The organism is Leifsonia xyli subsp. cynodontis, from assembly GCF_050632205.1.
GTDB classification, from domain to species: Bacteria; Actinomycetota; Actinomycetes; order Actinomycetales; family Microbacteriaceae; genus Leifsonia; species Leifsonia xyli_D.
The window spans coordinates 3,703,874-3,726,852 of sequence record NZ_CP192578.1; the positions used below are offsets into that span (position 1 = coordinate 3,703,874).

The following is a 22,979-nucleotide window of genomic DNA, read 5'->3' on the forward strand; positions in this document are numbered from 1 at the left end:
CCGCGCCCCCGCCGCGGTGCGCCGCTTCCGCCGGCGTCCGCTGACTCCGGTCGACCGGGTGCAGCGGGTGCTCGGCTACCTCCTGCTGGTGCTCCTGGCGCTGTTCTGCCTCGTGCCCTTCGCCTGGGTGGTCCTGAGCTCCGTCGACGGGCACGCCGGCCCCAACGTGCAGCTGCCGGCGTTGTCGTTCGGGAACTTCGTGCGCTTCTTCACCAACTCGGGCACCCCTCAGCTGCTCGTCAACAGCCTCATCATCGGTATCGGCGCGACAGCGCTGAACCTCGTCCTCGGGGTCGCGGGTGGGTACGCCCTGGCGCGCTACAACTTCCCGGGCCGCCGCACCTTCATGTACGGCATCCTGCTCATTCGGGTCATCCCGGCGCCCGCCACCATCGTGCCGCTCTACCTGATCATGGTGAACCTCCAGCTCACCAATACGCTGTTCGGGCTGATCCTGGTCGAGGCGGTGCTCCAGCTGCCGATCACGCTGTGGCTGCTCAAGGGCACCATCGCGGCGGTGCCGATCGAACTGGAGGAGGCCGCGTGGGTGGACGGGAACACCCGCTTCCAGGCCATCTGGCGGGTCGTCATGCCGCTCGTCGGCCCGGGTCTCGGCGCCGCGGCGATGCTGACCTTCATGAACGTCTGGGGCGACTTCCTCACCCCGCTCGTGATGCTGCAGAGCCAGGAGCTGTACCCGCTCTCCATCGGACTGTTCCGGGCCTTCAGCGAGCACAACCAGGTCGACTGGGGCCTCTTGGCCGCCAGCGCGATCGTGTACGTCGCCCCGCCCGCCATCCTCTACGTCTTCGTGCGCAAGCACCTGCTCCGCTCCAGCCTCGGCGGCGCGGTGAAAGGGTGACCACCTCCATGAACGAATCCACCACGGGCGGCAGCCCGTCGGCCGGCCGTCTTCCCGTCGTCGTCGTCGGCGCCGGGGCCATGGGCGGCGAGTGGATCCGGATGCTCGCGCGGTCGCCGCACGCGGTCCCGGTCGGCGTCGTCGACCTCGACGTCGCGCTCGCCGCCTCCACCGCCGCCTCCGCCGGGCTCGATGACGTCGTGGTGGGCGCCTCCGTCGCGGAGGTCGCCGAGCGCGCCGGAGCCGCGGCCGTCATCAATGTGACGGTTCCGCAGGCCCACCGGGTGGTCAACGAGCAGGCGCTGCGCGCCGGGTTGCCCGTGCTGTGCGAGAAACCGCTCGCCCCGACCGTGGCCGAGGCCCTCCGTCAGGTGGCCCTCGCCGACGTCGCGGGCGAACTGCTCATGGTGAGCCAGTCCCGCCGGTACTTCGACCACCTGGCGGCGTTCCGCGACGCGGTCCGCGCCTTGGGGTCGCTCGCGACGGTGAACGCGCAGTTCTTCCACGCCGATCACGAGCCCGGCTTCCGGGAGCAGATGGCGCATCCGCTGCTGGTGGACATGTCCATCCACCACTTCGACCAGCTGCGCTACCTGACCGGCGACGAACCGGTCGCCGTGCGCTGCAGCTCATGGAACCCGCCGTGGAGCTGGTTCGCCGGCGACGCCGCGGCGTCCGCCGAGTTCGAGCTGGCCTCCGGCGCCCGCTTCGTCTACGCCGGCAGCCGCTGCACGCCCGGACTGCAGACGTCGTGGAACGCCGACTGGCGCGTCTACGCCGAGCGCGGCGCCGCATCCTGGGACGGCGACGACGTCGTGCGGGTGGAGGCGGACGGCGTCGGGATCGATGTTCCGCACGGCCGCGAGGGGATCGAGGGATCTCTGGAGGAGTTCGTGACGGCGCTGCGGGCCGGCACGACCCCGCAGAACGAGGTTCGGGCCAACGTGCTCAGCCTCGCAATGGTCGAGGGCGCGATCCGGAGCAGCGAGCGCGGCGGCGAGCGGGTCGTCATCGCCGAGCTGCTCGAGGAGTCGCTCGCCCAGGCCGTCGCCGACGAGCGGAGCGACGACGTCGCCGCCCAGCTCACCTCATGGAACAGCGCTGCCGACGGTATCGCCACACCGGCCTGGGGCTCCGCCCCGGCCACGATCGCGTCAGGAGGCGCCCGATGACAACCACCGAACCGATCCGCGTCGTCGTCTGGGGCGAGAACCGCCACGAACAGGTGAACCCGGTCGTCCGTGGGATCTACCCGGAGGGGATGCACACCACCATCGCCGACGGCATCTCCGCCCTCCTCGGGGAGGGCGTGACCGTGTCCACCCGCGTGCTGGATGAGCCGGAGCACGGCATGACCGAGGAGACGCTCGCGGCGACGGACGTGCTCCTCTGGTGGGGGCACACCGCGCACGACGAGGTGGACGACGAGGTCGTCGACCGCATCCACCGTCATGTCCTCGAGGGCATGGGGATCATCGTGCTGCACTCGGGGCACCACTCGAAGATCTTCCGCCGCCTCATGGGCACGACCTGCAGCCTCCGCTGGCGCAACGACGCCGACCGCGAGCTGGTCTGGACGATCTCTCCCCGGCATCCGATCGCGGAGGGCGTTCCCCAGCCGATCATCATCCCCGGGCAGGAGATGTACGGCGAGTTCTTCGACATCCCGGAGCCCGACGAGCTGGTCTTCATCAGCAGCTTCTCCGGCGGCGAGGTGTTCCGCAGCGGCGTCACGTACCGCCGCGGCTACGGGCGCGTCTTCTACTTCAGCCCGGGTGACGAGGTGTTCCCGGTCTACCACCAGCCGGAGGTGCAGCGCGTGATCGCCAACGGCGTCCGCTGGGCGCGCCCGGAGCGGGCGCGGGAGCCCTACGTGGTCACGCCGATGTACCTGACCGGCGAGTTCGACCGTCCGGTGCTGCCGTCCCCCGACGGCCTGGTCGACTACTACACCCGCGAGCCCATCGCGTCGCGGGAGAGCTGAGCGTGACGGAGGAGTCCAACCCGAACGGACGCGCGCGGCTGGACGCCGAGACGCTCGCGATGCAGCGGGTCCGGCGGTTCACGCGGTTCCGCATCCAGCCGGCCCTGTACGCGGAGTCGCACCCGGTGGACGTCTTCAGTTGGCAGGTCGGCGGCGAGCCGGTCCCCTTCGCGGAGGCCGTGACGCATCCGTTCGAGCCGATCGAGGTGGGGGTGCCGTGGGGCCGCCCCTGGGACACCGTCTGGTTCGACGTGCGCGGCGAGGTCCCGGACGGCTGGCCGGCGGACGAGGTGGAGCTCGTGGTCGACCTCGGTTTCACCGGGGAGCAGCCGGGGTTCCAGGCCGAAGCGACCGCCTACCGCCCGGACGGTTCGATCGTGAAGGCGATCGAGCCGTTCAACGCGTGGGTGCCGCTGCCTGAGGCCGGCCCGTTCCGGCTGCTGCTGGAGGCGGCCGCGAACCCGATGATCCAGGTGCCGTACGAGTACGAGCCGACCCCTCTGGGCGACCGCGCCACGGCAGGCGAGAACCCCTCTACCGGCTGGTGCGGCTGGAGATCGCCCGCCGGGACCTCACGGTGTGGGAGCTGCTGCAGGATGTCGTCACCCTCGACGGGCTGGTCGACGTGCTGCCGCGGGACGGCGCCCGGCGTGCTCAGATCGTGCACGCGCTCGAGCGCATGGTCGACGTCATGGACCCCGACGACGTGTCCGGAACGGCTGGGGCCGGACGGGACGCGCTCGCCGGGGTGCTCGCCGCGCCCGCCGCATCCAGCGCCCTCCGCGTGTCGGCGGTCGGGCACGCGCACATCGACTGCGCGTGGCTCTGGCCGACCCGGGAGACGGTCCGCAAGGTCGCGCGGACGTTCGCCAACGTCCTCGACCTCATCGAGCGGGATCCCGACTTCGTCTTCGCCGCCTCCTCCGCCCAGCAGTACGCCTGGCTGCAGGAGAGCCAGCCCGCGCTGTTCGAGCGGGTCCGCGCGGCGGTCGCCGCAGGGCGCATCCGGCCGGTGGGCGGCATGTGGGTCGAATCCGACACGAACATGCCCGGCGGGGAGGCCCTGGCGCGCCAGTTCGTGATGGGCAAGCGGTTCTTCCAGGAGCAGTTCGGCGTCGAGAGCGACGAGGTGTGGCTTCCGGACTCCTTCGGCTATAGCGCCGCACTCCCGCAGATCGCGCGTGCTGCGGGCGCCCGCTACTTCGTCACGCAGAAGCCGTCGTGGAACGAGACCAACCGCATCCCCTACTCGACCTTCCACTGGGAGGGCATCGACGGATCGCGCCTGTTCGCGCACCTGCCGCCGGCCGACACGTACAACTCCGATCTCGGCGCGCTCGACCTCGCGCGGACCGAGCGGACGTTCAGCGAGAAGGGCTCGGCGCGGGAGGTTCTCGGGCTGTTCGGCTGGGGAGACGGCGGCGGCGGACCCACCCGCGAGATGCTCGCGCAGGCGGCCCGCAAGCGCGACCTCGAAGGCTCGCCCCGGGTGGAGCTGTCGGATCCGCACTCCTTCTTCACGGTCGCCGAGGCCGAGTCGCCCACCCCGCCGGTGTGGGTCGGCGAGCTGTACCTCGAACTGCATAGAGGCACGCTCGTCTCGCAGCAGAAGACGAAGCGCGGCAACCGGCACAGCGAGGCGCTGCTGCGGCAGGCCGAACTGTGGGCGGCGACCGCGACGATCCTGCGCGGTGCGCCGTACCCCGCGGATGCGTTGCGCGAGGCCTGGCGGACGGTGCTGCTCCTGCAGTTCCACGACATCCTGCCGGGCAGCTCCATCGCCTGGGTGCACCAGGACGCCGAGGCCGCCTACGAGGAGGTCGCGGCGAGCCTGAACGAGCTGATCGAGACTGCGCTCGCGGCGCTCGGCGGGGACGGCGACGAGCCGCTGGCGGCCAACGCGGGTCCGCTCGCCCTGGACGGGGTGCCGGCCATGGGCATCGGCGCCGCGTACGTGCCGGCGGCTGCCGGACCGAGGATCGACGGCGACGGGTTCGTGCTGGAGGACGCCGCGCTCCGGGCCGTCGTCGACAGCCGTGGCGTGCTCGTCTCGCTGCGCGACCTGGTGGCCGACCGGGAAGTGCTCCCGGAGGGGATGGCCGGCGGCGTGCTGCACCTGCTGCGCGACACTCCGCGCGAGTGGGATGCCTGGGACATCAACGAGGAGGACCAGCGCTCCGGCCGCGAACTGCTGGAACCGGTCGACGTGCGGATCGACGGGGACGCCGTCGCCGTGCGGCACGCGTTCGGCGGCTCGACACTCGATCTGCGCATCCGGCTCCTCGATGGACGCATCGATCTCGCGTACGACATCGAGTGGCGCGAATCGCAGAAGCTGCTGAAGCTCGCGTTCCCGCTCGATGTCCGCGCCGACCGCGCGGCGTCCGAGATCCAGTTCGGGCATCTGCACCGCGCCATCCACCGCAACACATCGTGGGATGCCGCCCGCTTCGAGACGGTCGCGCACCGCTGGATCCAGGTGGGCGAGCCGGGCTGGGGGTCGCCATCGCGAACGACGTGGTCTACGGCCACGACATCCGCACGCTCGAAGCGCCGTCGGGACGGCCCATGGCGATGGCGCGGCTGTCGCTGCTGCGGGCCCCGCGGTATCCCGACCCGGGCGCCGATCACGGCAGGCACGCCTTCACGGTGAGCCTCCGCCCCGGCGGCATCCCCGAGGCGATCCAGGACGGTTATCGGCAGAGCCTGCCACCCCGGCCGCTTCGTGGCACGCCGGTGGCGCCGCTCGTCGCCGTGTCGGACCCGGCTGTGGTGGTCGAGGCCGTGAAGCTGGCGGAGGACGGAAGCGGCGACCTGGTGGTGCGGCTCTATGAGGCGCACGGCGACCGCTCGTCCGCGACGCTGACCACGTCGATCGACTGGGATGACGCCTGGGCGACCGACCTGCTCGAACGCCCCCTGGAGTCCGATGCCGTCCGTGCGACATCGACGCGCCGGGTCGAACTCGCGCTCCACCCCTTCGAGATCGTTACGGTGAGATTCCGCGCGCCCCGTGCCGCGGAGTGAGGGAAGTTCTGTGCTGGACAGGGACCACTACCTGAACGACGTCGGCCCGGGGCGCGGCAGGCGCCGTGCCGCCCGATCGTGGCTGCACTCGGACGCGCCGACGCTGTCGCTGAACGGCGACTGGCGCTTCCGTCTGCTGGCCGGGGTCCCCGGCGCACTGGGGGCTCCCGACGTGCTGCCTCCCGGCGAAACGACGGAGGCCTTCGCCGACCCGGCCTTCGACGACTCCGGGTGGGACGAGCTCCCCGTCCCCAGCCATTGGGTGCTGCACGGAGACGGCCGGTACGGTGCTCCGCAGTACACGAACGTCCAACTCCCGTTCCCCCAGGACCCGCCCTTCTCGCCCGACGAGAACCCCACCGGCGACCACCGGCGGACGTTCGAGCTGCCGGCCGGGTGGCTGGATGCCGCGACCTATGAGGCGGTCGTGCTGCGGTTCGAGGGGGTCGAGTCCCGCTACCGCGTCTGGCTGAACGGCGTCGAGATCGGCATCGGCACCGGGTCGCGGCTGGCGCAGGAGTTCGACGTGACAGAGGCGCTGCGCGGCGGTCTCAACACGATCGCCGTCCGCGTGCACCAGTGGTCCGCCTCCACCTATGTCGAGGATCAGGACCAGTGGTGGCTGCCGGGCATCTTCCGGGAGGTCACCCTGCAGGCGCGACCCGTCGGCGGAATCGAGGACGTCTGGGTCCGCGCCGAGTACGACCACCGCACCGGGGCCGGGATCCTGCACACCGAGCTCCGCGTGCAGGAGGACGCCTTCCCCGTGCGCCTGCTCGTTCCCGAGCTCGGGATCGAGGCCGAGTGGGAGGACGCGTCCGCGATCGCGCCCGTCCGCATCGGGGCCGTCGAGCCCTGGACGGCGGAGAGCCCCCGACTCTACGACGCGTCGGTGGTGAGCAGGGGCGGCGCCGAGACCATCGCGCTCCGGCTCGGTTTCCGCACGGTCGAGATCGTCGGCGACCGGTTCCTCGTGAACGGGCGCCGGGTCGTCTTCCACGGGATGAACCGTCACGAGACCGACCCGGACCGGGGACGCGGCTTCGACGAGCAGTTCGTCCGCCGCGATCTCGAGCTGATGAAGCGGCACAACGTCAACGCGATCCGCACAGCGCACTACCCGCCGCATCCCCGCGTGCTCGATCTCGCCGACGAGCTGGGGTTCTGGGTGATGCTGGAGTGCGACCTCGAGACGCACGCCTTCCATCACGGCGGCAGCCAGTTCGAACCGGGCACCGACGAGTGGATGGACAACCCGAGCGAGGATCCCGCCTGGCGCGCGACGTATCTCGACCGTATCGAGCGGACGGTGGAGCGGGACAAGAATCACCCGAGCATCGTGATGTGGTCGCTGGGCAACGAGTCGGGCACCGGGGCGAACCTCGCGGCGATGGCGGAGTGGGTGCACGCCCGCGATGCCGGTCGCCCCGTGCACTACGAAGGCGACCACGCCGGGGACTACACCGACGTCTACTCGCGGATGTACGCCTCCATCGCCGAGGTGACGAGCATCGGGGACGACTCCACGGCACTGCTCCTGAACGCCTCGGGAGCGCAGTCCGCTCGCCAGCGCACCAAGCCCTTCCTGCTCTGCGAGTACGTCCACGCCATGGGCAACGGCCCGGGCGGCATCGACCTCTACGAGGGCCTGGTCGACCGCTACCCCCGGCTGCACGGCGGCTTCGTGTGGGAGTGGCGCGACCACGGCATCCGCACCCGGACGGCCGACGGGGTGGAGTTCTTCGGCTACGGCGGCGACTTCGGCGAGACGGGCGTGCACGACGGGCACTTCTGCATGGACGGGATGGTGCTGTCCGACGGCACCCCGACGCCGGGCCTGGTGGAGTTCGCGGCGGTGACCGCGCCGATCCGCTTCGACATCGACGTCGAGAGCAGGACCGTGTCGGTCCGCGTTCGCAACCTGCGTCACTCGTCCGACACCCGGGACCTGGTCTTCCCGTGGCGGGTGGAGCGTGACGGGGAGCGGATCGCCGAGGGTGTGCTGGAGGTCCAGGGGGAGGGCGGCGGGGCTCTGCCCGCCGGCGCGTCCGCCGTGGTCGAGAGCGTGGTCGAGAGCGTGCTCGACGACCGGACTCCCGGCGAGGACTCCGGCGAAGTGTGGTTCACCGTGTCGGCGGCGCTCGCCGGCGACACCACGTGGGCCTCCCGGGGTCACGTGCTCGCCGCCTCGCAGGTCCTGCTGCGGTCGACCCGTGCCGAGGAGCCGTCCCTCCGGACGCGCGGGCCGAAGGGCGCCGGTCTCGCGCCGCCCCTCGAGGTCGCCGGCCGCTACGCCCTCGGTCCCGCGGAGTTCGCGGACGGCCGCCTGATGGCGTTGGGCGGACGGCCGGTCACCGGTCCACGCCTGCAACTCTGGCGTGCCCCGACCGACAACGACGGCGGAGCGCACCTGGGGAGCTACGACGTCAGCGACCCGATGGCCGGACGCGGGCTCGGCATCCCCGGCCCCTCCTACGCGTCGCTGTGGCGCGAAGCCGGACTCGACCGACTGAGCGGGCGGGTGCTCGACATCTCGAGAACCGGGGCCTCGCTGCGGCGCCGGACCCGCTGGGCCGCCGCCGACACCCGCGAGTCCGTCACGCTCGACGAGTGGTGGGAGACGGACGGCGACGCTGTGCTCCTCACCCTGCAGCTGATCCCCAGCTCCCGCTGGACCCTCGTGTGGCCGCGCGCCGGAGTCCGCTTCGACCTGCCGGCCGACGTCGACGAGGCGGAGTGGTTCGGCACCGGGCCGGGGGAGTCGTACCCCGATTCGCGCCGGGGCGTGCTCGTCGGTCGCTACCGCGCCGGCATCGACGAGTTGACCGTCCCGTACGCCTGGCCGCAGGAGAGCGGCCATCGGAGCGACCTGCGCACGATCGACCTGCTGTCGGACGGCCGCGAATGGCTGCGGATCGACGCGGGGGAGGATGCGCGCGGCCGCCGGCCCGGGTTCACCCTCGCGCGGCACACGGCCGAGCAGATCGGCGTCGCCGCCCACCAGCACGAGCTTCCGGCCCCGAACGCGACCCACCTCTACCTGGATGCGGCGCAGAACGGGCTGGGCTCGCGCGCCTGCGGTCCGGATGTGTGGCCGGATGCGCTGCTGCGTCCCGAAGCGCGGTCGATGTCCTTCAGGTTCACCGCGTTCTGACCTGCCGGCTGCGGCCCGCCGCCCGCGACCCCGACGATGGAGTTCTCCGTGACCACGAACGAACCGGCCCCCGACCTGCTCCTGCATCTCACGGCAGCCGGAGTGAGCGTCGTCATCGACGCCACGGCCGGCCGCCTGCCCGCGGTGGTGCACTGGGGTGCGTCCCTCGGGCCCCAGACCGCCGACAGTGTCAGCGCACTCGCCATCGCGGCCGAGGAGCCGGCGACCGGCAACGTGGTCGACCAGCCCGTTCGCGTCGCCCTCCTCCCCGAGCACCACGCGGGATGGGAGGGGCGGCCGGGCCTGATCGGCCACAGGAGCGGCGCCGACTGGTCGCCGCTCTTCACGGTCGCAGCCATCGAGGTCGATTCGACCACCGGCGATCCCATCCGCCGGGACGGGCGGCTGGTCGAGACCGGCCCGGCCGCTGTGACGTTCCGGGCGCAGGATGGGGTGGCCGGCCTGACTCTCACGCTCGAGTTCGAGCTGCTCGCCGGCGGGCTGGTGCGCACCCGGGCCGCGGTCGGCAACGACGGACACGGGACGTACGAGGTGACGGAGCTCAACGTCATGCTCCCACTGCCCTCCCGGGCCCGCGAACTGCTGGATTTCGCCGGACGGTGGAGTCGGGAGCGCATCCCCCAGCGCCGGGAGCTCGTCGTCGGCACGCACGAGCGCGAGGGCCGCAAGGGACGCACCGGCCCGGATGCGGCGACCGTGCTGAGCGCCGGCGTCCCCGGTTTCGGCTTCCGGCACGGTGAGGTGTGGGGCGTCCACGTCGCGTTCAGCGGCAACCACCGCCACTACGCCGAGCGGTTGTCCACCGGGGCGCAGGTGATCGGCGGCGGCGAGCTGCTCCTGCCGGGCGAGATCCTGCTGGCCGAGGGCGAGAGCTACCGCGGACCGTGGATCTACGGCGCGTACGGCGACGGTCTCGACGAGCAGGCGCACCGGTTCCACCGCTACCTGCGGGGGCGCCCCACGCACCCCTCCCGTCCCCGCCCGGTGACGCTCAACGTCTGGGAGGCGGTGTACTTCGACCACGATCTCGACCGGCTCCTGGGGCTCGCCGAGCGTGCGGCCGCCGTCGGCGTCGAGCGCTACGTGCTCGACGACGGCTGGTTCGCGGGCCGCCGCGACGACACCCGCGGTCTCGGCGACTGGGTCGTCGATCCCGAGGTCTGGCCCGACGGTCTCGGCCCCCTGATCCAGCGCGTCGGCGAACTGGGCATGGAGTTCGGGCTGTGGTTCGAGCCCGAGATGGTGAACGAGGACAGCGACCTCGCGCGCGAGCATCCCGAGTGGATCATGCAGACCGGCGGCCGCCTCCCGATCCGGTCCCGCCACCAGCAGGTGCTGAACCTCGGGATCCCGGGGGCCTACGACCACATCCTCGAGCGGATGTCGGCCATCCTCACCGAGTACGACGTCGCCTACGTCAAGTGGGATCACAACCGCGACCTCATCGACGCCGGGACCTCCCCGACCGGGGCGGCGGGCGTGCACGAGCAGACCCTCGCCGCCTATCGGCTGATGGACGAGCTCAAACGGCGGTTCCCGGGGCTCGAGATCGAGTCCTGCTCCTCCGGCGGCGCGCGGGTCGACCTCGGCGTGCTCGAGCACACCGACCGGGTCTGGGCGAGCGACTGCGTCGACCCGGTCGAGCGCCAGCAGATCGACCGGTGGACGATGCAGCTCCTCCCGCCGGAGCTGGTCGGGTCGCACGTCGGCTCACGCGTGAACCACACCACCGGACGCGACCTCGCTCTGTCGTACCGTGCCGGCACGGCGGTCTTCGGTCACTTCGGCATCGAGTGGGATCTGGCACGGGCCACGGAGCGGGACCTCGCCGATCTGGCCGAGTGGGTCGCCTTCCACATCCGGCACCGCGACCTCCTGCACAGCGGGGACGTGGTGCGGGCGGACGAGATCGACCCGGCCTTCCAGCTGTACGGGACGGTCGCCGCCGACAGGGCGGAGGCGCTGTTCTTCCTCGCCTTCCTCGGTCGCCCGAACGAGTCCCCCCACGGCCGCTTCACGCTCCCCGGCCTGGCGCCGGACACCCTCTACCGCGTCGCACCGGTCGTCGTGGGGACCCCGGACCCCGACCGGGCCGACTCGCTCTGGTACGGGGACGGCACCGGGACGGTGCTCAGCGGGCGTGCGCTCACCGCAGCGGGGCTGCAGCTGCCTCGGTCGCTGCCCGAGCGCGTGATCGTCCTGAAGGTCACCGCGGTCTGATCACGCAGACGCGCTTGACTTCAAGCGCTTGAGGTCTGTTGTGATGGGCGCATGACGTTGTTGACCATCCAGGACGTGTCCCGGCAGAGCGGGCTGAGCGAGCCGACGCTGCGCTACTACGAGGATGTCGGTCTGCTCGGGCCGATCGCGCGCGACGAGAGCAGCGGTCACCGCCGTTACGCCGAAGCGGATCTCGACACCGCGCAGGTGCTCGCCTGCCTGCGGGCGATGGGCGTCGGCATCGAGGATATGCGCACCTACCAGGCGAACCGGCGGCGCGGCCGCGAGGCGGCGGGTGAGCAGCGCGACATCCTGCTCCGGCACGCCGTCCGCGTGGAGCAGCAGATCGCGACCCTGCGCGTCCACCTCGACTATCTGCGCGCAAAAGCCGAGCTGTGGGACGCCCGCGACAGCGGCGATGACGCGGCCGAGGCCGCCGCACAGACCGAGCTCCATTCCATCCTTCCCCGACTCGAGGAGACGTTCCGTTGAGCACCGACCCCACCATCCTGATCACCGGCGGCACCGGCTACCTCGCCACCCGCCTCATCGCCGACCTGCTGGCCTCCGGCGCCGCCGTGCGCACGACCGTCCGGTCGCCGGAGCGCGCCGAGGAGGTCCGGGCCGCCGTCGGGCGAGCCGGAGTGGACGACACCGCCCTCTTCTTCGCGACTGCCTCCCTCACCGACGACGAGGGATGGGACGCGGCGTTGGCGGGGATCGAAGAGGTCTACCATGTGGCCTCGCCGATGGTGCAGTCGTCCGTTCCGGACGAGGTCGTCGTGCCGGCCCGTGACGGCGCGCTCCGTGTGCTGCGCGCCGCCCGGGATGCCGGCTCCCGGCGTGTCGTGTTCACGTCGTCCTTCGCGGCGGTCGGGTACTCGCCGAAACCGGTGCGCGACTACACCGAGGCCGACTGGACCGACCCGGCCACTCCGGGCCTGCCGGCCTACCCGCTGTCCAAGACGGTGGCCGAGCGCGCCGCGTGGGACTACGTCGAGCGCGAGGGAGGCGACCTCGAGCTCGTCGCCCTCAATCCGACCTGGATCGCCGGCCCGACGCTCACCACCGCCGCCCGCTCGTCGCTCCAGTTCTTCACGGGGATGCTGGACGGCACGATGACGGCGGTGCCGCGTCAGCGCTTCGGGATCGCGGACGTGCGCGATGTCTCGTCGGCGCACATCGCGGCCATGACGACACCCGAGGCGGCCGGCCGGCGGTACCTGCTGCTCGCCGACGGCCCGACCCTGACGTTCCTCGACGTCGCGAACGTGCTGCGCGATCGGCTCGGGGACCTCGCCGCGCGGGTCACCACGCAGGAGGCGCCGGGCGACGAGCCCGCACCTCTCGTCATCCACAACGAGCGGGCGAAGAGCGAGCTGGGGTTCCGTCCACGGCCGGCCGTCGAGACCATCGTGGAGACGGCGGAGAGCCTGCGCGACCTCGGGCTGCTCGCGCCGCGGTAGCCCGAGCGGTACCCGGCCGTGCGTCTCGAACCGGTTCGACTTCACCGCGGAGCGTCGTCACGCGCGAAGCGGTGGGCCCGCGACGTCGGGTCCGGCCCTTTGCGCGTGCGACAATGTCTCCGGCGAACGGGAGGGCGATGGCGGCGACGATCCGGGACGTGGCGCGAGCCGCTGGTGTGACGGTGAGCACCGTGTCCTATGCCCTCTCCGGCAAGCGCGCGATCTCCGAGGAGACGCGCGAGCGCATCCAGCGGGCCATCGTGGAGCTGGACTTCACGCCCAACGCCGGAGCGCGAGCCCTGGCACTGTCGCAGACGAACGTCCTCGGGTTGTTCCTCCAGTTCGAGGAGGACGAGTTCGCCCCCGCGATGCTGCAGTACGTGCTCCCGGTCTCCACGACGGCACGGACGCACGGCTTCGACCTGCTGATGGTCACCGACCCGGATGTCGATTCGGCCGTCCGCCGCACGACCTCCTCGTCGATGGTCGACGGCGTTGTGCTCCTGGACGTCACCTACGACGATCCGCGGCTCGAGCCGCTGCGGCAGGCCCGGCAGCCCGTCGCCCTGATCGGATACGCGCGGGATGCGGAGGGCTTCGACGCGGTCGACCTCGATTTCGGCGAGGCCGCGCGGATCGCCGTCGACCATCTGGCCGACCTCGGGCACCGGGAGCTCCTGGTGATCACTCCGCCCCGCCAGGTCTACGAACGCGGCGGGTCGTACGCCTGGCGCTTCCGCGACGCGGCGGTGGAGCGGGCCGCACGCCACGGGATCCAGGTGCACGTCGTCGAAGGAGAATCCCGTCAGCCGGCGCTCGGCCAGGCCCTAGCGGCGGCGCTGGACCGGTTCCCGCACGCCACGGGTCTCGTCGTGCACAACGACGCCACGATCGCCGCCCTGCCGTCCCTCCTCCACGATCGCGGCATCGTGGTTCCCGACGACCTGTCCGTCATCGGCATGTTCTCGGCGGAGTTCGGCACAGCCTTCTCATTGCCCTACACGGCCGTGGACACCCGGCCCGAGGCCCTGGGGGAGTGGGCGGTCAACCGCCTGGTCGAGCGCATCGCCGATCCGGCGGGGGCAGACGCCACGCAGGTGCGCTTGATCGCGCCGGGATTCGTCGACCGCGGGACGACCCGGCCGCCGGTCTGAGGGGCCATCCGGCAGGTGTCGAAGCGGTTCGTTTCCGGCGTGAACCCCGGCTGAGACCGCTCATCCGTCGGCCGAAGCGACCCTCTCCAGCGGCGGAATTCCCACTTTCGCCCGGGTAGCGAAGCGGTTCGACTTGTTTTCCCCCGCGACTGCGCTACTTTCATCGAAGCGGTTCGATAACGAACCGCCTTCCCGATGGAGTGGAGGAGGGGCGATGGCCGTGACCATCACCGACGTGGCCCGTGCCGCGGGCGTCTCCACGAGCACCGTGTCCTACGCGCTCTCGGGAAAGCGATCGATCTCCGACGAGACCCGACGCCGGATCGAGGAGGCCATCGCCTCCCTCGGCTTCATCGTCAATGCCGGTGCGCGCGCGCTCGCCACCTCGCAGACGATGGTCATCGGCCTGTTCACCCAGTTCCACGCGGACGAGTTCGCCCCGGCGATGTTCGAGTACATCCTGCCGGTGTCCGACACGGCCCGTGAGCTCGGCTACGACATCCTGCTGGTCACCGAGCTCGACAGCGTCGCGGCCCTGCGCCGCGTCACCAGCTCGGGCATGATCGACGGCGTCGTGCTGCTCGACGTGGTCCACGAGGACCCGCGTCTGGATGCGATGCGCGACGCGCCTCAGCCAGGAGCCCTCGTCGGCCTTCCCAAGCACACCGAGGGCCTCGACGTCTTCGACCTCGATTTCGGGGAGTCCGCCCGCATGCTGGTCGACCACCTGCATGCCCGTGGTCACCGCGAGATCGTCGTCGTCTCTCCGCCGCTGCACGTGTTCGAGCGCGGTGGGGCGTACGGCTGGCGGTTCCGCGACGCCGCGCTCGAGCGGGCGGCACGGTACGGGCTGCAGATGCATCCCTATTACGGCGAGTCGCGTCAGCCGGAGATCGGCCGCAGCATCAACGCCATCCTGGATGCCCGCCCGAACGCCACGGCGATCATCGTGCACAACGACGCCACGATCGCCGCACTGCCGTCCGTGCTCACCGCCCGCGGTGTGCGCGTCCCCGACGACCTCTCGGTCGTCAGCCTCTATGCCACGAACTTCGGTCGGGCCTTCTCGCTGCCGTACACGGCAGTGGAGAGCTCGCCCAACGAGCTGGGCCGCTCGGCGGTCCGGCAACTCGTCCGGCGGATCACCTCCCCCGATCTCGCCGGCCCGACGGTGACGCGTTTCGTCGCCCCGGAAATAACCGACCGTGGGAGCACCCGATGAAAACGTCCCACGCAGCCTGCTCAGCGCTCACGGCCGACACCATGCAATGCACGATTCAAGGAGGAATACTGTGATCACCAAGAAGACCACGCGCCTGATCGGCGCCACGGTCGTCGCCGCCGCGATCGTCGCCGGCGTCGCCGCCTGCTCGGGCTCCGGCTCGGGTTCCGGCAGCAGTGCGGGCGGGACCTACACGTTCTGGGACCCGTACCCCCAGTTCGACGCATCCGCCGATTGGACGAAGCTCGTGGAGCAGTGCGGCACGGACGCCGGCGTCACCGTCAAGCGCACCGGCTACGACACCAGCGACCTGACCAACAAGGCGCTCCTCGCCGGCCAGCAGGGCAGCTCGCCCGACCTGCTGCTGGTCGACAACCCCGTCGTCTCGACCCTGGCCGACGCGGGCATCCTGACCAGCACTGCCGAGAACAAGCTCGACACCGCGGACATCCAGAAGAACATCCTGGCCGCCGGCCAGATCGACGGGAAGACCTACGGCGTCCCGATCGGCGCGAACACCCTCGCGCTGTACTACAACAAGAAGGTGCTCGACGCGGCCGGCGTGGATGTCGCCACCATCAAGGACTGGAGCACGCTGACCGACGCGCTCGCCAAGGTGACGGCCGCCGGCAAGAAGGGCATCACGTTCTCGGCGATCGGGACCGAGGAGGGCAGCTTCCAGTACCTCCCCTGGTTCTGGGGCTCCGGAGCGGACCTGAAGCACCTCGACTCCGCCAAGTCGGTGCAGGCCCTGACGCTCTGGACCGACTGGGTGAAGAAGGGCTACGCGCCCAACTCGGTCATCAACAACACCCAGACCACCAGCTGGCAGGAGTTCGCCACCGGCGACTTCGCGTTCGGTGAGAACGGCACCTGGCAGCTCGGGAACGTCAAGAAGGCCGGAATCGACTACGGCATCCTGACCGTTCCCGCGATGGACGGCGGGCCCGCTCCGGCTCCGACGGGCGGCGAGTTCATGACCCTCCCGGTGCAGAAGGACACGTCCCGCTACGCCACGTCGAAGAAGATCGCCGAGTGCCTCACCAGCACCAAGAGCTTCGTGAAGACGGACACCACCCTCTCGTACATCGCTCCGACCGAGGCCGCTCAGAAGGAGCAGGTCGCCGCGAACCCGGAGCTCAAGCCGTGGGTGGATGCGGTGGCCGCCGCCAAGGGCCGCACCAGCGACAACCTGGGCACCAACTACCCGAAGATCTCCAAGGAGCTGTGGGGCGCAGTGCAGAACGCGCTGAGCGGCTCGCAGTCTCCGGCCGACGCCCTGAAGGCCGCTCAGTCGGCCGCGGCAGCAGCCACCAAGTAACACCCGCTCACGCACTGAGGAACCCCCGATGACAACTACTCAGACAGCGTCGCGCAGCACCGCCGGGCGCGCGGGCGAGACGGCTCGGGCCGCCGTCTCGTCCGTGCCCCGTCGGCCTCGCCGCCGCGGCCAGTGGGCCGCCTGGGCGTTTCTGGCGCCCGTGGTGATCTACCTGGTCGTCTTCTACGCCTTCCCGCTCTACCGCAACATCGAGCTCAGCGTCCGTGACTACACCGTGCGGTCGTTCGTCATGGGCGACGCCCCCTTCGTCGGCTTCGACAACTACGTCAAGGTGCTCCAGGACCCGACCTTCGGGCCGGCGCTCTGGCACACCGCGGTCTTCACCCTCGTGTCGATCGCCTTCCAGTTCACGATCGGCATGGCGCTGGCCGTGTTCTTCCACCAGAACTTCCGCCTCTCCGGCACGCTGCGCGCACTGTTCCTGGTGCCCTGGCTGCTGCCGCTGATCGTCTCCGCATCCACCTGGTCGTGGATGCTGAACAGCGACTCCGGCGTCGTCAACGCCGCTCTGGAGGCGTTCGGTCTGCCCGGGATCAACTGGCTCACGTCGCCCGACTGGGCGCTCACGAGCGTGACCATCGCCAACATCTGGATCGGCATCCCCTTCAATCTCGTCATCCTCTACTCGGGCCTGCAGAACATCCCGGCGGAGCTCTACGAGGCCGCGTCGCTCGACGGCGCCAACGGCTGGCAGCGCTTCTGGCGCATCACCTTCCCGCTGCTGCGCCCCGTCTCCGCGATCACACTGCTTCTCGGCCTGATCTACACGCTGAAGGTCTTCGACATCATCTGGATCATGACCCGCGGCGGCCCCGGCACCTCGTCGACGACGCTCGCGACCTGGTCGTACCAGCTCGGCTTCGCGTCCACGCTGCCGGACTTCAGCCCCGCGGCCGCGGTCGGCAACGTGCTCATCGTGATCGCGCTCGTCTTCGGCTTCATCTACATCCGCACCCAGCGAAAGCAGGACCTCGCATGAACCGCCGGCGACCCTGGTGGAAGACCGCGGTCGGCGTCGCGCTGACCGTGATCATGCTCTTCCCCGTCTACTGGATGATCAACGTCTCGCTCACACCGACCTCCGAGATGAGGAAGAGCCCGCCGAACCTGTTCCCGATCCACGCCACTTTCGAGGGCTACCAGGCAGTGCTCGACCAGCAGCTGCCGTACCTCGCGACGAGCCTGCTGATCGGCCTCGGCACGGTCGCGCTCACCGTCGTGATCTCCGCGCCGGCGGCGTACTCGCTGGCGAAGCTGCGCCCGCGCGGTCGGGGCGTGCTCAACTTCCTGCTCCTGATCGCGCAGATGATCCCCGGCATCATCATGGCGATGGGGTTCTACGCGATCTACCTGAACCTCGGGATCCTCAACACCGTCTGGGGCCTGGTCATCGCCGACTCGACCATCGCCGTCCCGTTCGGGGTGCTGATCTTCTCCGCGTTCATGTCGGGCATCCCGGATGAGCTGATGAACGCCGCGAAGATCGACGGCGCGAGCACGTGGCGCACCTTCCGCTCGATCGTGCTGCCCGTGAGCCGCAACTCCATCGTCACGGTGTCGCTGTTCGCCTTCCTCTGGGCCTGGTCCGACTTCATCTTCTCGTCGACGCTGAACAGCGGCGGCAGCATGCAGACGATCACGCTGGGCATCTACAAGTACATCGGCAACAACAACCAGGAGTGGAACGCGATCATGGCCACGGCCGTCGTCGCGTCGATCCCCGCAGCGATCCTGCTCGTCATCGCCCAGAAGTACGTGGCCGCCGGTGTGACCGCCGGCGCGGTGAAGGACTGACGTGGCGGCGTTCACCGACATCCCCCTCGACCTCAGGGAGCTGCCGTTCTCCGTGCGCGGCTCGTGGCTCGACCTCTCACCGGTGGTCGGCATGCACAGAGTGGTCGACGACATCCACCTCGTCTCGCACACCACGGGCATGCACCCGGTGCTGCGCCTCATCCCCGAGCGGCGGGAGCGTGTGGCCGCCGACCTCGCCGCGACCCCGTCGCGGGTCGTCTGGAGCGATGCCGACGGCGTGGTGGAGGCGGTCTTCGACGGCCCCGACGCCGTGCGGTTCCGCGGTCGCGGACTGGGGATGCGGTTCGCGGCCTCCGACGAGCTGACGCCGTTCACGGGCGGGTACCTGTTCACCGATCCGGTGGACGGAGCGGTGACGTTGACGAGCTATGAGACCGGGAGGCGCTACCGCTTCACCGTGCTGGCGGGCGAGGCGACGGTCACCGGCGACGGAGCCCTGGGCGCCGGACCGCGCGACGTCGGCTTCGCCGCCACCGAGGACTGGGAGGTGCGGATCGCCGAGACCGCGGCCGGTGTGCGGCGCGCCGCGCCCGTCACCGCGTTCGACGAACTCGTCGCCCGCCGCCGCACGGAGTTCTCGCGCTACTGCGCCGGGGTGCTGGGCGACGCGGAGGCGACGCCCGCCGCGGTGAAGGCCGCGTACGTGCTGTGGTCGGCGACGGTCGAGCCGGCGGGCTTCGTCGGCCGCGAGGCGATCCTGATGTCGAAGCACTGGATGGACAAGGTGTGGTCGTGGGACCACTGCTTCAACGCGCTCGCCCTCGCCGGTCTGGACGCGGACGCCGCGCTCGATCAGTTCCTGCTGCCGTTCGACCACCAGGACGACGGGGGAGCGCTGCCCGACTCGGTCACCCACTCCGAGGTGCTGTACAACTTCGTGAAGCCGCCGATCCACGGCTGGGCCTTCCGCATGCTCCGCGAGCGCGTCACCGTCCCGTTCGACGACGGCGCCCTCCGGCTGGTCTACCGCCGGCTCGCCCGGTGGACCCGGTTCTGGCTCGAGAGCAGGCGCGCTCCTGGGCACTCGCTCCCGTACTACCAGCACGGCAACGACAGCGGCTGGGACAACGCCACGCTGTTCGACCGGAACCGCGTCGTGGAGTCGCCCGACCTGGCTGCGTTCCTGATCCTGCAACTGGATGAGGTGGCACGGCTGGCGACGGAGCTCGGCGAATCGCCGGCCGAGTGGACGGACGCGCGGACCGAACTGGAACGCGCGCTCTTCGGCGAGCTCTGGGTCGGCGACCGGTTCGTCGCCCGCGGGGTCGCCGACGGCGAGCCGTCGACGACCACGAGCCTGCTCGGATCCGTGCCCCTGGTGCTCGGCGAGCGGCTGCCCGCCGACGTCAGCGCCGTCCTCGCCCGTTCCGTCGAGGAGCACCTGACCCCGTGGGGGCCGGCGACCGAACCGCCGGATTCGCCGCTCTACGAGTCCGACGGCTACTGGCGCGGGCCAGTGTGGGCGCCATCCACGTACCTCATCGTCGACGGCCTGCGCCGGGCCGGGCACACGGGCCTCGCCGAACGCGTCGGCCGTGCGTTCCTGGCCGCCTGCGAGCGCTCCGGGTTCGCCGAGAACTTCGACGCGCTGACCGGCGAGGGGCTCCGGGACCGCGCATACACCTGGACCGCGGCCGTCTACCTGCTGCTCGCGGCCGACCTGACACCTACGGGGGATCGATGACCGACACCATCCGCGCCGTCCGACCGGGAGGACCGGTGGTCCCGTCGCGCTCGCTGCTGCGGCCGCTCGGTTCCGACGAGCTCCGCATCACGGGCGGGTTCTGGGGGCGGTGGCAGGAGCTCAACGCCACCACGATCCTCGAACACTGCGAGAGCTGGATGGAGCGCATCGGCTGGATCGGCAACTTCGATCGGGCTGCCGCGGGCACCGTGGCGCAGCACCACGACGGCATCGAGTTCGTCGACTCCGAGGTCTACAAGCTGCTGGAGGCGATGGCGTGGGAACTCGGCCGCAGGCCGGACGCCGCGCTCGAAGGCCGCTTCGACGCGCTCGTCTCGCGGGTGGCCGGCGCGCAGGAGGACGACGGGTACCTGCACACCGCGTTCGGCCGGCCCGGGCAGCGGGCCCGGTACAGCGACCTCGAATGGGGCCACGAACTCTACTGCTTCGGCCACCTCCTGCAGGCTGCGGTCGCCCGCGCCCGCAGCGGCCACCCCGACGATCTCCTGGTGACGACCGCGCAGCGCCTGGCCGACCACGTCGTCCGGGAATTCGGCGCCGATGGCCGGGACGCGATCTGCGGGCACCCGGAGATCGAGCCGGCCCTCGTCGAGCTGGGGCGCGCGCTCGACGAGCCGCGCTACATCGAGCAGGCACGCCTGTTCGTGGAGCGGCGGGGACGGCGCACGCTGAAGACCACGCTGTTCCAGGGAAGCGACTACTTCCTGGACGACGTGCCCGTGCGTGAGGCCACCGTGCTGCGCGGGCACGCGGTCCGCGCGGCCTACTTCGCCTCCGGCGCGGCGGACGTCGCGGTCGAGACGGGCGACGACGCGCTGCTCGACGCCGTCGAACGGCAGTGGCGGAACACCGTCGCGCACCGCACCTATCTCACCGGGGGGATCGGCGCCCATCACCAGAACGAGGAGTTCGGCGCCGACCACGAGCTGCCGCCCGACCGCGCCTACGCCGAGACGTGCGCGGCGATCGGGTCCGTGATGGTCGGCTGGAGGCTGCTGCTTCAGGGTGGCGACGCGCGTCACGCCGACTCGATCGAGCGGACACTGCTCAACGCGGTGCTCGTCTCGCCGCGGGAGGACGGCCGCGCGTTCTACTACGCGAACACCCTCCACCAGCGGGAGCGCGCCTCGGAGACGAACGACGACGAGCTGAGCGAGCGCGCCGAGGCCAACCTGCGCGCCGCCTGGTTCGAGGTCTCGTGCTGCCCGACCAACGTCGCGCGCACGCTCGCCAGCGTCGCCTCCTACTTCGCCACGGCGGACGACGACGGCGTGCAGCTGCACCAGTACGGCGACCTCGATCTGGACACGGCCCTTCCCGACGGACGACGGGTGGCACTCGGCGTGCGAACCGGCTACCCCTTCGACGGACGCGTCGTCGTCACCGTCGGCAGCCCGGGCGAATACGCCGTCTCGTTGCGGATCCCGGCATGGTCGCGGCACCGCTCCCGGGCCGCGGTGAACGGCGAAGAGGTTCCGATCGACGGCGACACGCTGACCATCCGGCGGATGTTCCGGCCGGGCGACGAGATCGTGCTCGAGCTGGATGTGGCGCCCCGCTTCACCGTGCCCGACACGAGGATCGATGCCGTCCGGGGCACGGTCGCCGTCGAGCGCGGTCCGCTCGTGCTCTGCCTGGAGTCGGTCGATCTGCCCGAGGGGACGCCGTTCGGGGCCGTCAGGGTGGACCCGCGCGCCGATCCGCAACCCACCGCCCGGGGCGCGGCAGTGGCGCTCGTCGTCGAGGAGGAGGCCGCCGACCCGGACTGGCCCTACCGTCGGTGGGGCGAGGGCGAGCAGCCGAGGCCGCAGGAGGCGCTGATCGCAGAGTTGGTCCCCTACGCCCACTGGGCGAACAGGGGCCCCAGCCTGATGCGGGTGTGGATGCCCGCGACAGGCCGCTGAACGCTCGGCTGCCGGCACGTCATCGGGGTCGGCAGCCGAGTCCCCGCCCTACCATCATCTCCACTCTTCTCATAAGATGAGACACGGTTCTCATACTGATGAGGGATGGTTCGCATGACGGATACGGCCCAGGACTACATCGATCGCATGGCGGCGGAGCGCGGATACGTGCTCGACTATCACAAGGTGATGGCCGCCGCGGACTTCCCCACCCTCCAAGCCGCGAACGCCCTGGTGGATGCGGCCTATCTCAAACAACGGCGGCTGTCGCGCGCGACCAAGGAGCTCCTCTTCATCCTGAGCCTGACGGTGATGCGGGCGCCGCTCCCGCAGCTGCGCAGCCACATCCGCGTCGCCCTCGACCTCGGCGTCTCGCCGGAGGAGATCCTGGAGGCGATCGAGATCGCGCTGCCCGAGGCCGGCGTTGTGGCGTTCCAGTGGGGGGTCGGCGCCTGGCAGGACGTGATCGGCATCACGCCGCTGCAGCCGAGCGGCGACGCCTACGACGACGCGGGCACGTCGACCGGCCAGGGCGGCGAGGGCTGAGCCCGATGGATGCGTCGGCGATCGTTCGCGTGGGCGTGATCCTCGCTGCTGCCGATTCAGGAGCCCTCGCCCGCTTCTACGCCGACGCTCTCGGCTTCGAGGTGGAGGCCGTCTACGAGGACCCCGCCTATGTGACGCTCACCCGCAACGGCATGCGGCTCTCGATCGCCGAGCAGGGGCATCCCGCCGCCGACCTCCCGGATGTGATCATGACCGTGCCTGCCCGGCGGGACCGTCCGGGAGCGGTGCTCGTGATCGAGACGGAGGACTGCGAGGGCCTGCGCGAGCGGGTGCTCGCCCGGGGTGCGGTCGCGGCCTCCGACGTGCATCGCCCGGAGTGGGGCGGCGCGCGCTGCTTCGTGCGCGATCCGGAAGGCACTCTCATCGAACTCGAGCAGCCCGCCTGAAAAAAGCGCGCCCAAACCCTTTTCTCCTGGCGGCTTCCCCACTAGGTTGAGATCACGATCTCGCAGGTCGATAAATCAGTTTTACATTGTAAGAATTGAGGTCTCGTGGAACGTGAAACGGAAGTGAGCCAGGGGGCTCCCGGCATGCCG

Annotated in this window: 16 protein-coding genes and 1 pseudogene; all 17 read left to right on the forward strand. The window is 70.8% G+C overall.

Annotated features, from left to right (window positions below; genetic code table 11):
• Nucleotides 1–16 precede the first annotated feature (16 nt).
• Nucleotides 17–862 (forward strand): carbohydrate ABC transporter permease, encoded by an 846-nt coding sequence (locus tag ACQ86M_RS18645; RefSeq protein WP_431246534.1) that lies wholly within the window; start codon nt 17–19, stop codon nt 860–862.
• Between the two features lie 8 nt (nt 863–870).
• The gene (locus ACQ86M_RS18650) at nt 871–2,034 is read left to right on the forward strand and encodes a Gfo/Idh/MocA family protein (protein WP_431246535.1); all 1,164 of its coding nucleotides are present in this window, start codon (nt 871–873) and stop codon (nt 2,032–2,034) included.
• The gene (locus ACQ86M_RS18655) at nt 2,031–2,846 is read left to right on the forward strand and encodes a ThuA domain-containing protein (RefSeq protein ID WP_431246536.1); all 816 of its coding nucleotides are present in this window, start codon (nt 2,031–2,033) and stop codon (nt 2,844–2,846) included. Before ACQ86M_RS18650 ends, ACQ86M_RS18655 begins: the two co-directional genes overlap by 4 nt.
• Nucleotides 2,847–2,905: 59 nt before the next feature.
• Nucleotides 2,906–5,873: pseudogene (locus ACQ86M_RS18660) on the forward strand (alpha-mannosidase).
• 10 nt (nt 5,874–5,883) lie between these two features.
• A complete protein-coding gene (locus tag ACQ86M_RS18665) occupies nt 5,884–9,027 on the forward strand; it encodes a glycoside hydrolase family 2 TIM barrel-domain containing protein (RefSeq protein ID WP_431246537.1) in 3,144 nt (1,047 codons plus the stop codon).
• A gap of 36 nt (nt 9,028–9,063) precedes the next feature.
• Complete coding sequence (locus ACQ86M_RS18670) at nt 9,064–11,268, forward strand: alpha-galactosidase (protein ID WP_431246538.1); 2,205 nt, start codon at nt 9,064–9,066, stop codon at nt 11,266–11,268.
• Nucleotides 11,269–11,319: 51 nt separating this feature from the next.
• The gene (locus ACQ86M_RS18675; protein ID WP_431246539.1) at nt 11,320–11,760 is read left to right on the forward strand and encodes a MerR family transcriptional regulator; all 441 of its coding nucleotides are present in this window, start codon (nt 11,320–11,322) and stop codon (nt 11,758–11,760) included.
• Nucleotides 11,757–12,734, forward strand: coding sequence for an NAD-dependent epimerase/dehydratase family protein (locus ACQ86M_RS18680; RefSeq protein ID WP_431246540.1), 978 nt, complete (start codon nt 11,757–11,759; stop codon nt 12,732–12,734). The genes ACQ86M_RS18675 and ACQ86M_RS18680 overlap by 4 nt, the downstream gene beginning before the upstream one ends.
• A 158-nt stretch (nt 12,735–12,892) precedes the next feature.
• A complete protein-coding gene (locus ACQ86M_RS18685; RefSeq protein ID WP_431246541.1) occupies nt 12,893–13,888 on the forward strand; it encodes a LacI family DNA-binding transcriptional regulator in 996 nt (331 codons plus the stop codon).
• Nucleotides 13,889–14,102: 214 nt separating this feature from the next.
• A complete protein-coding gene (locus ACQ86M_RS18690; RefSeq protein WP_431246542.1) occupies nt 14,103–15,110 on the forward strand; it encodes a LacI family DNA-binding transcriptional regulator in 1,008 nt (335 codons plus the stop codon).
• Between the two features lie 70 nt (nt 15,111–15,180).
• Complete coding sequence (locus ACQ86M_RS18695) at nt 15,181–16,431, forward strand: sugar ABC transporter substrate-binding protein (RefSeq protein ID WP_431246543.1); 1,251 nt, start codon at nt 15,181–15,183, stop codon at nt 16,429–16,431.
• A gap of 28 nt (nt 16,432–16,459) precedes the next feature.
• The gene (locus ACQ86M_RS18700) at nt 16,460–17,431 is read left to right on the forward strand and encodes a carbohydrate ABC transporter permease (RefSeq protein WP_431246544.1); all 972 of its coding nucleotides are present in this window, start codon (nt 16,460–16,462) and stop codon (nt 17,429–17,431) included.
• Nucleotides 17,428–18,246 (forward strand): carbohydrate ABC transporter permease, encoded by an 819-nt coding sequence (locus ACQ86M_RS18705; protein ID WP_431219986.1) that lies wholly within the window; start codon nt 17,428–17,430, stop codon nt 18,244–18,246. The genes ACQ86M_RS18700 and ACQ86M_RS18705 overlap by 4 nt, the downstream gene beginning before the upstream one ends.
• 1 nt (nt 18,247) lies before the next feature.
• Nucleotides 18,248–19,951 (forward strand): amylo-alpha-1,6-glucosidase, encoded by a 1,704-nt coding sequence (locus ACQ86M_RS18710; protein ID WP_431246545.1) that lies wholly within the window; start codon nt 18,248–18,250, stop codon nt 19,949–19,951.
• Nucleotides 19,948–21,876, forward strand: coding sequence for a glycoside hydrolase family 127 protein (locus ACQ86M_RS18715; RefSeq protein WP_431246546.1), 1,929 nt, complete (start codon nt 19,948–19,950; stop codon nt 21,874–21,876). The genes ACQ86M_RS18710 and ACQ86M_RS18715 overlap by 4 nt, the downstream gene beginning before the upstream one ends.
• 114 nt (nt 21,877–21,990) lie before the next feature.
• Nucleotides 21,991–22,422 (forward strand): carboxymuconolactone decarboxylase family protein, encoded by a 432-nt coding sequence (locus ACQ86M_RS18720; RefSeq protein ID WP_431246547.1) that lies wholly within the window; start codon nt 21,991–21,993, stop codon nt 22,420–22,422.
• A 5-nt stretch (nt 22,423–22,427) separates the two neighbouring features.
• Nucleotides 22,428–22,829: a VOC family protein gene (locus ACQ86M_RS18725; protein ID WP_431246548.1), complete on the forward strand. Its 402-nt coding sequence runs from the start codon at nt 22,428–22,430 to the stop codon at nt 22,827–22,829.
• Nucleotides 22,830–22,979: the final 150 nt, after the last annotated feature.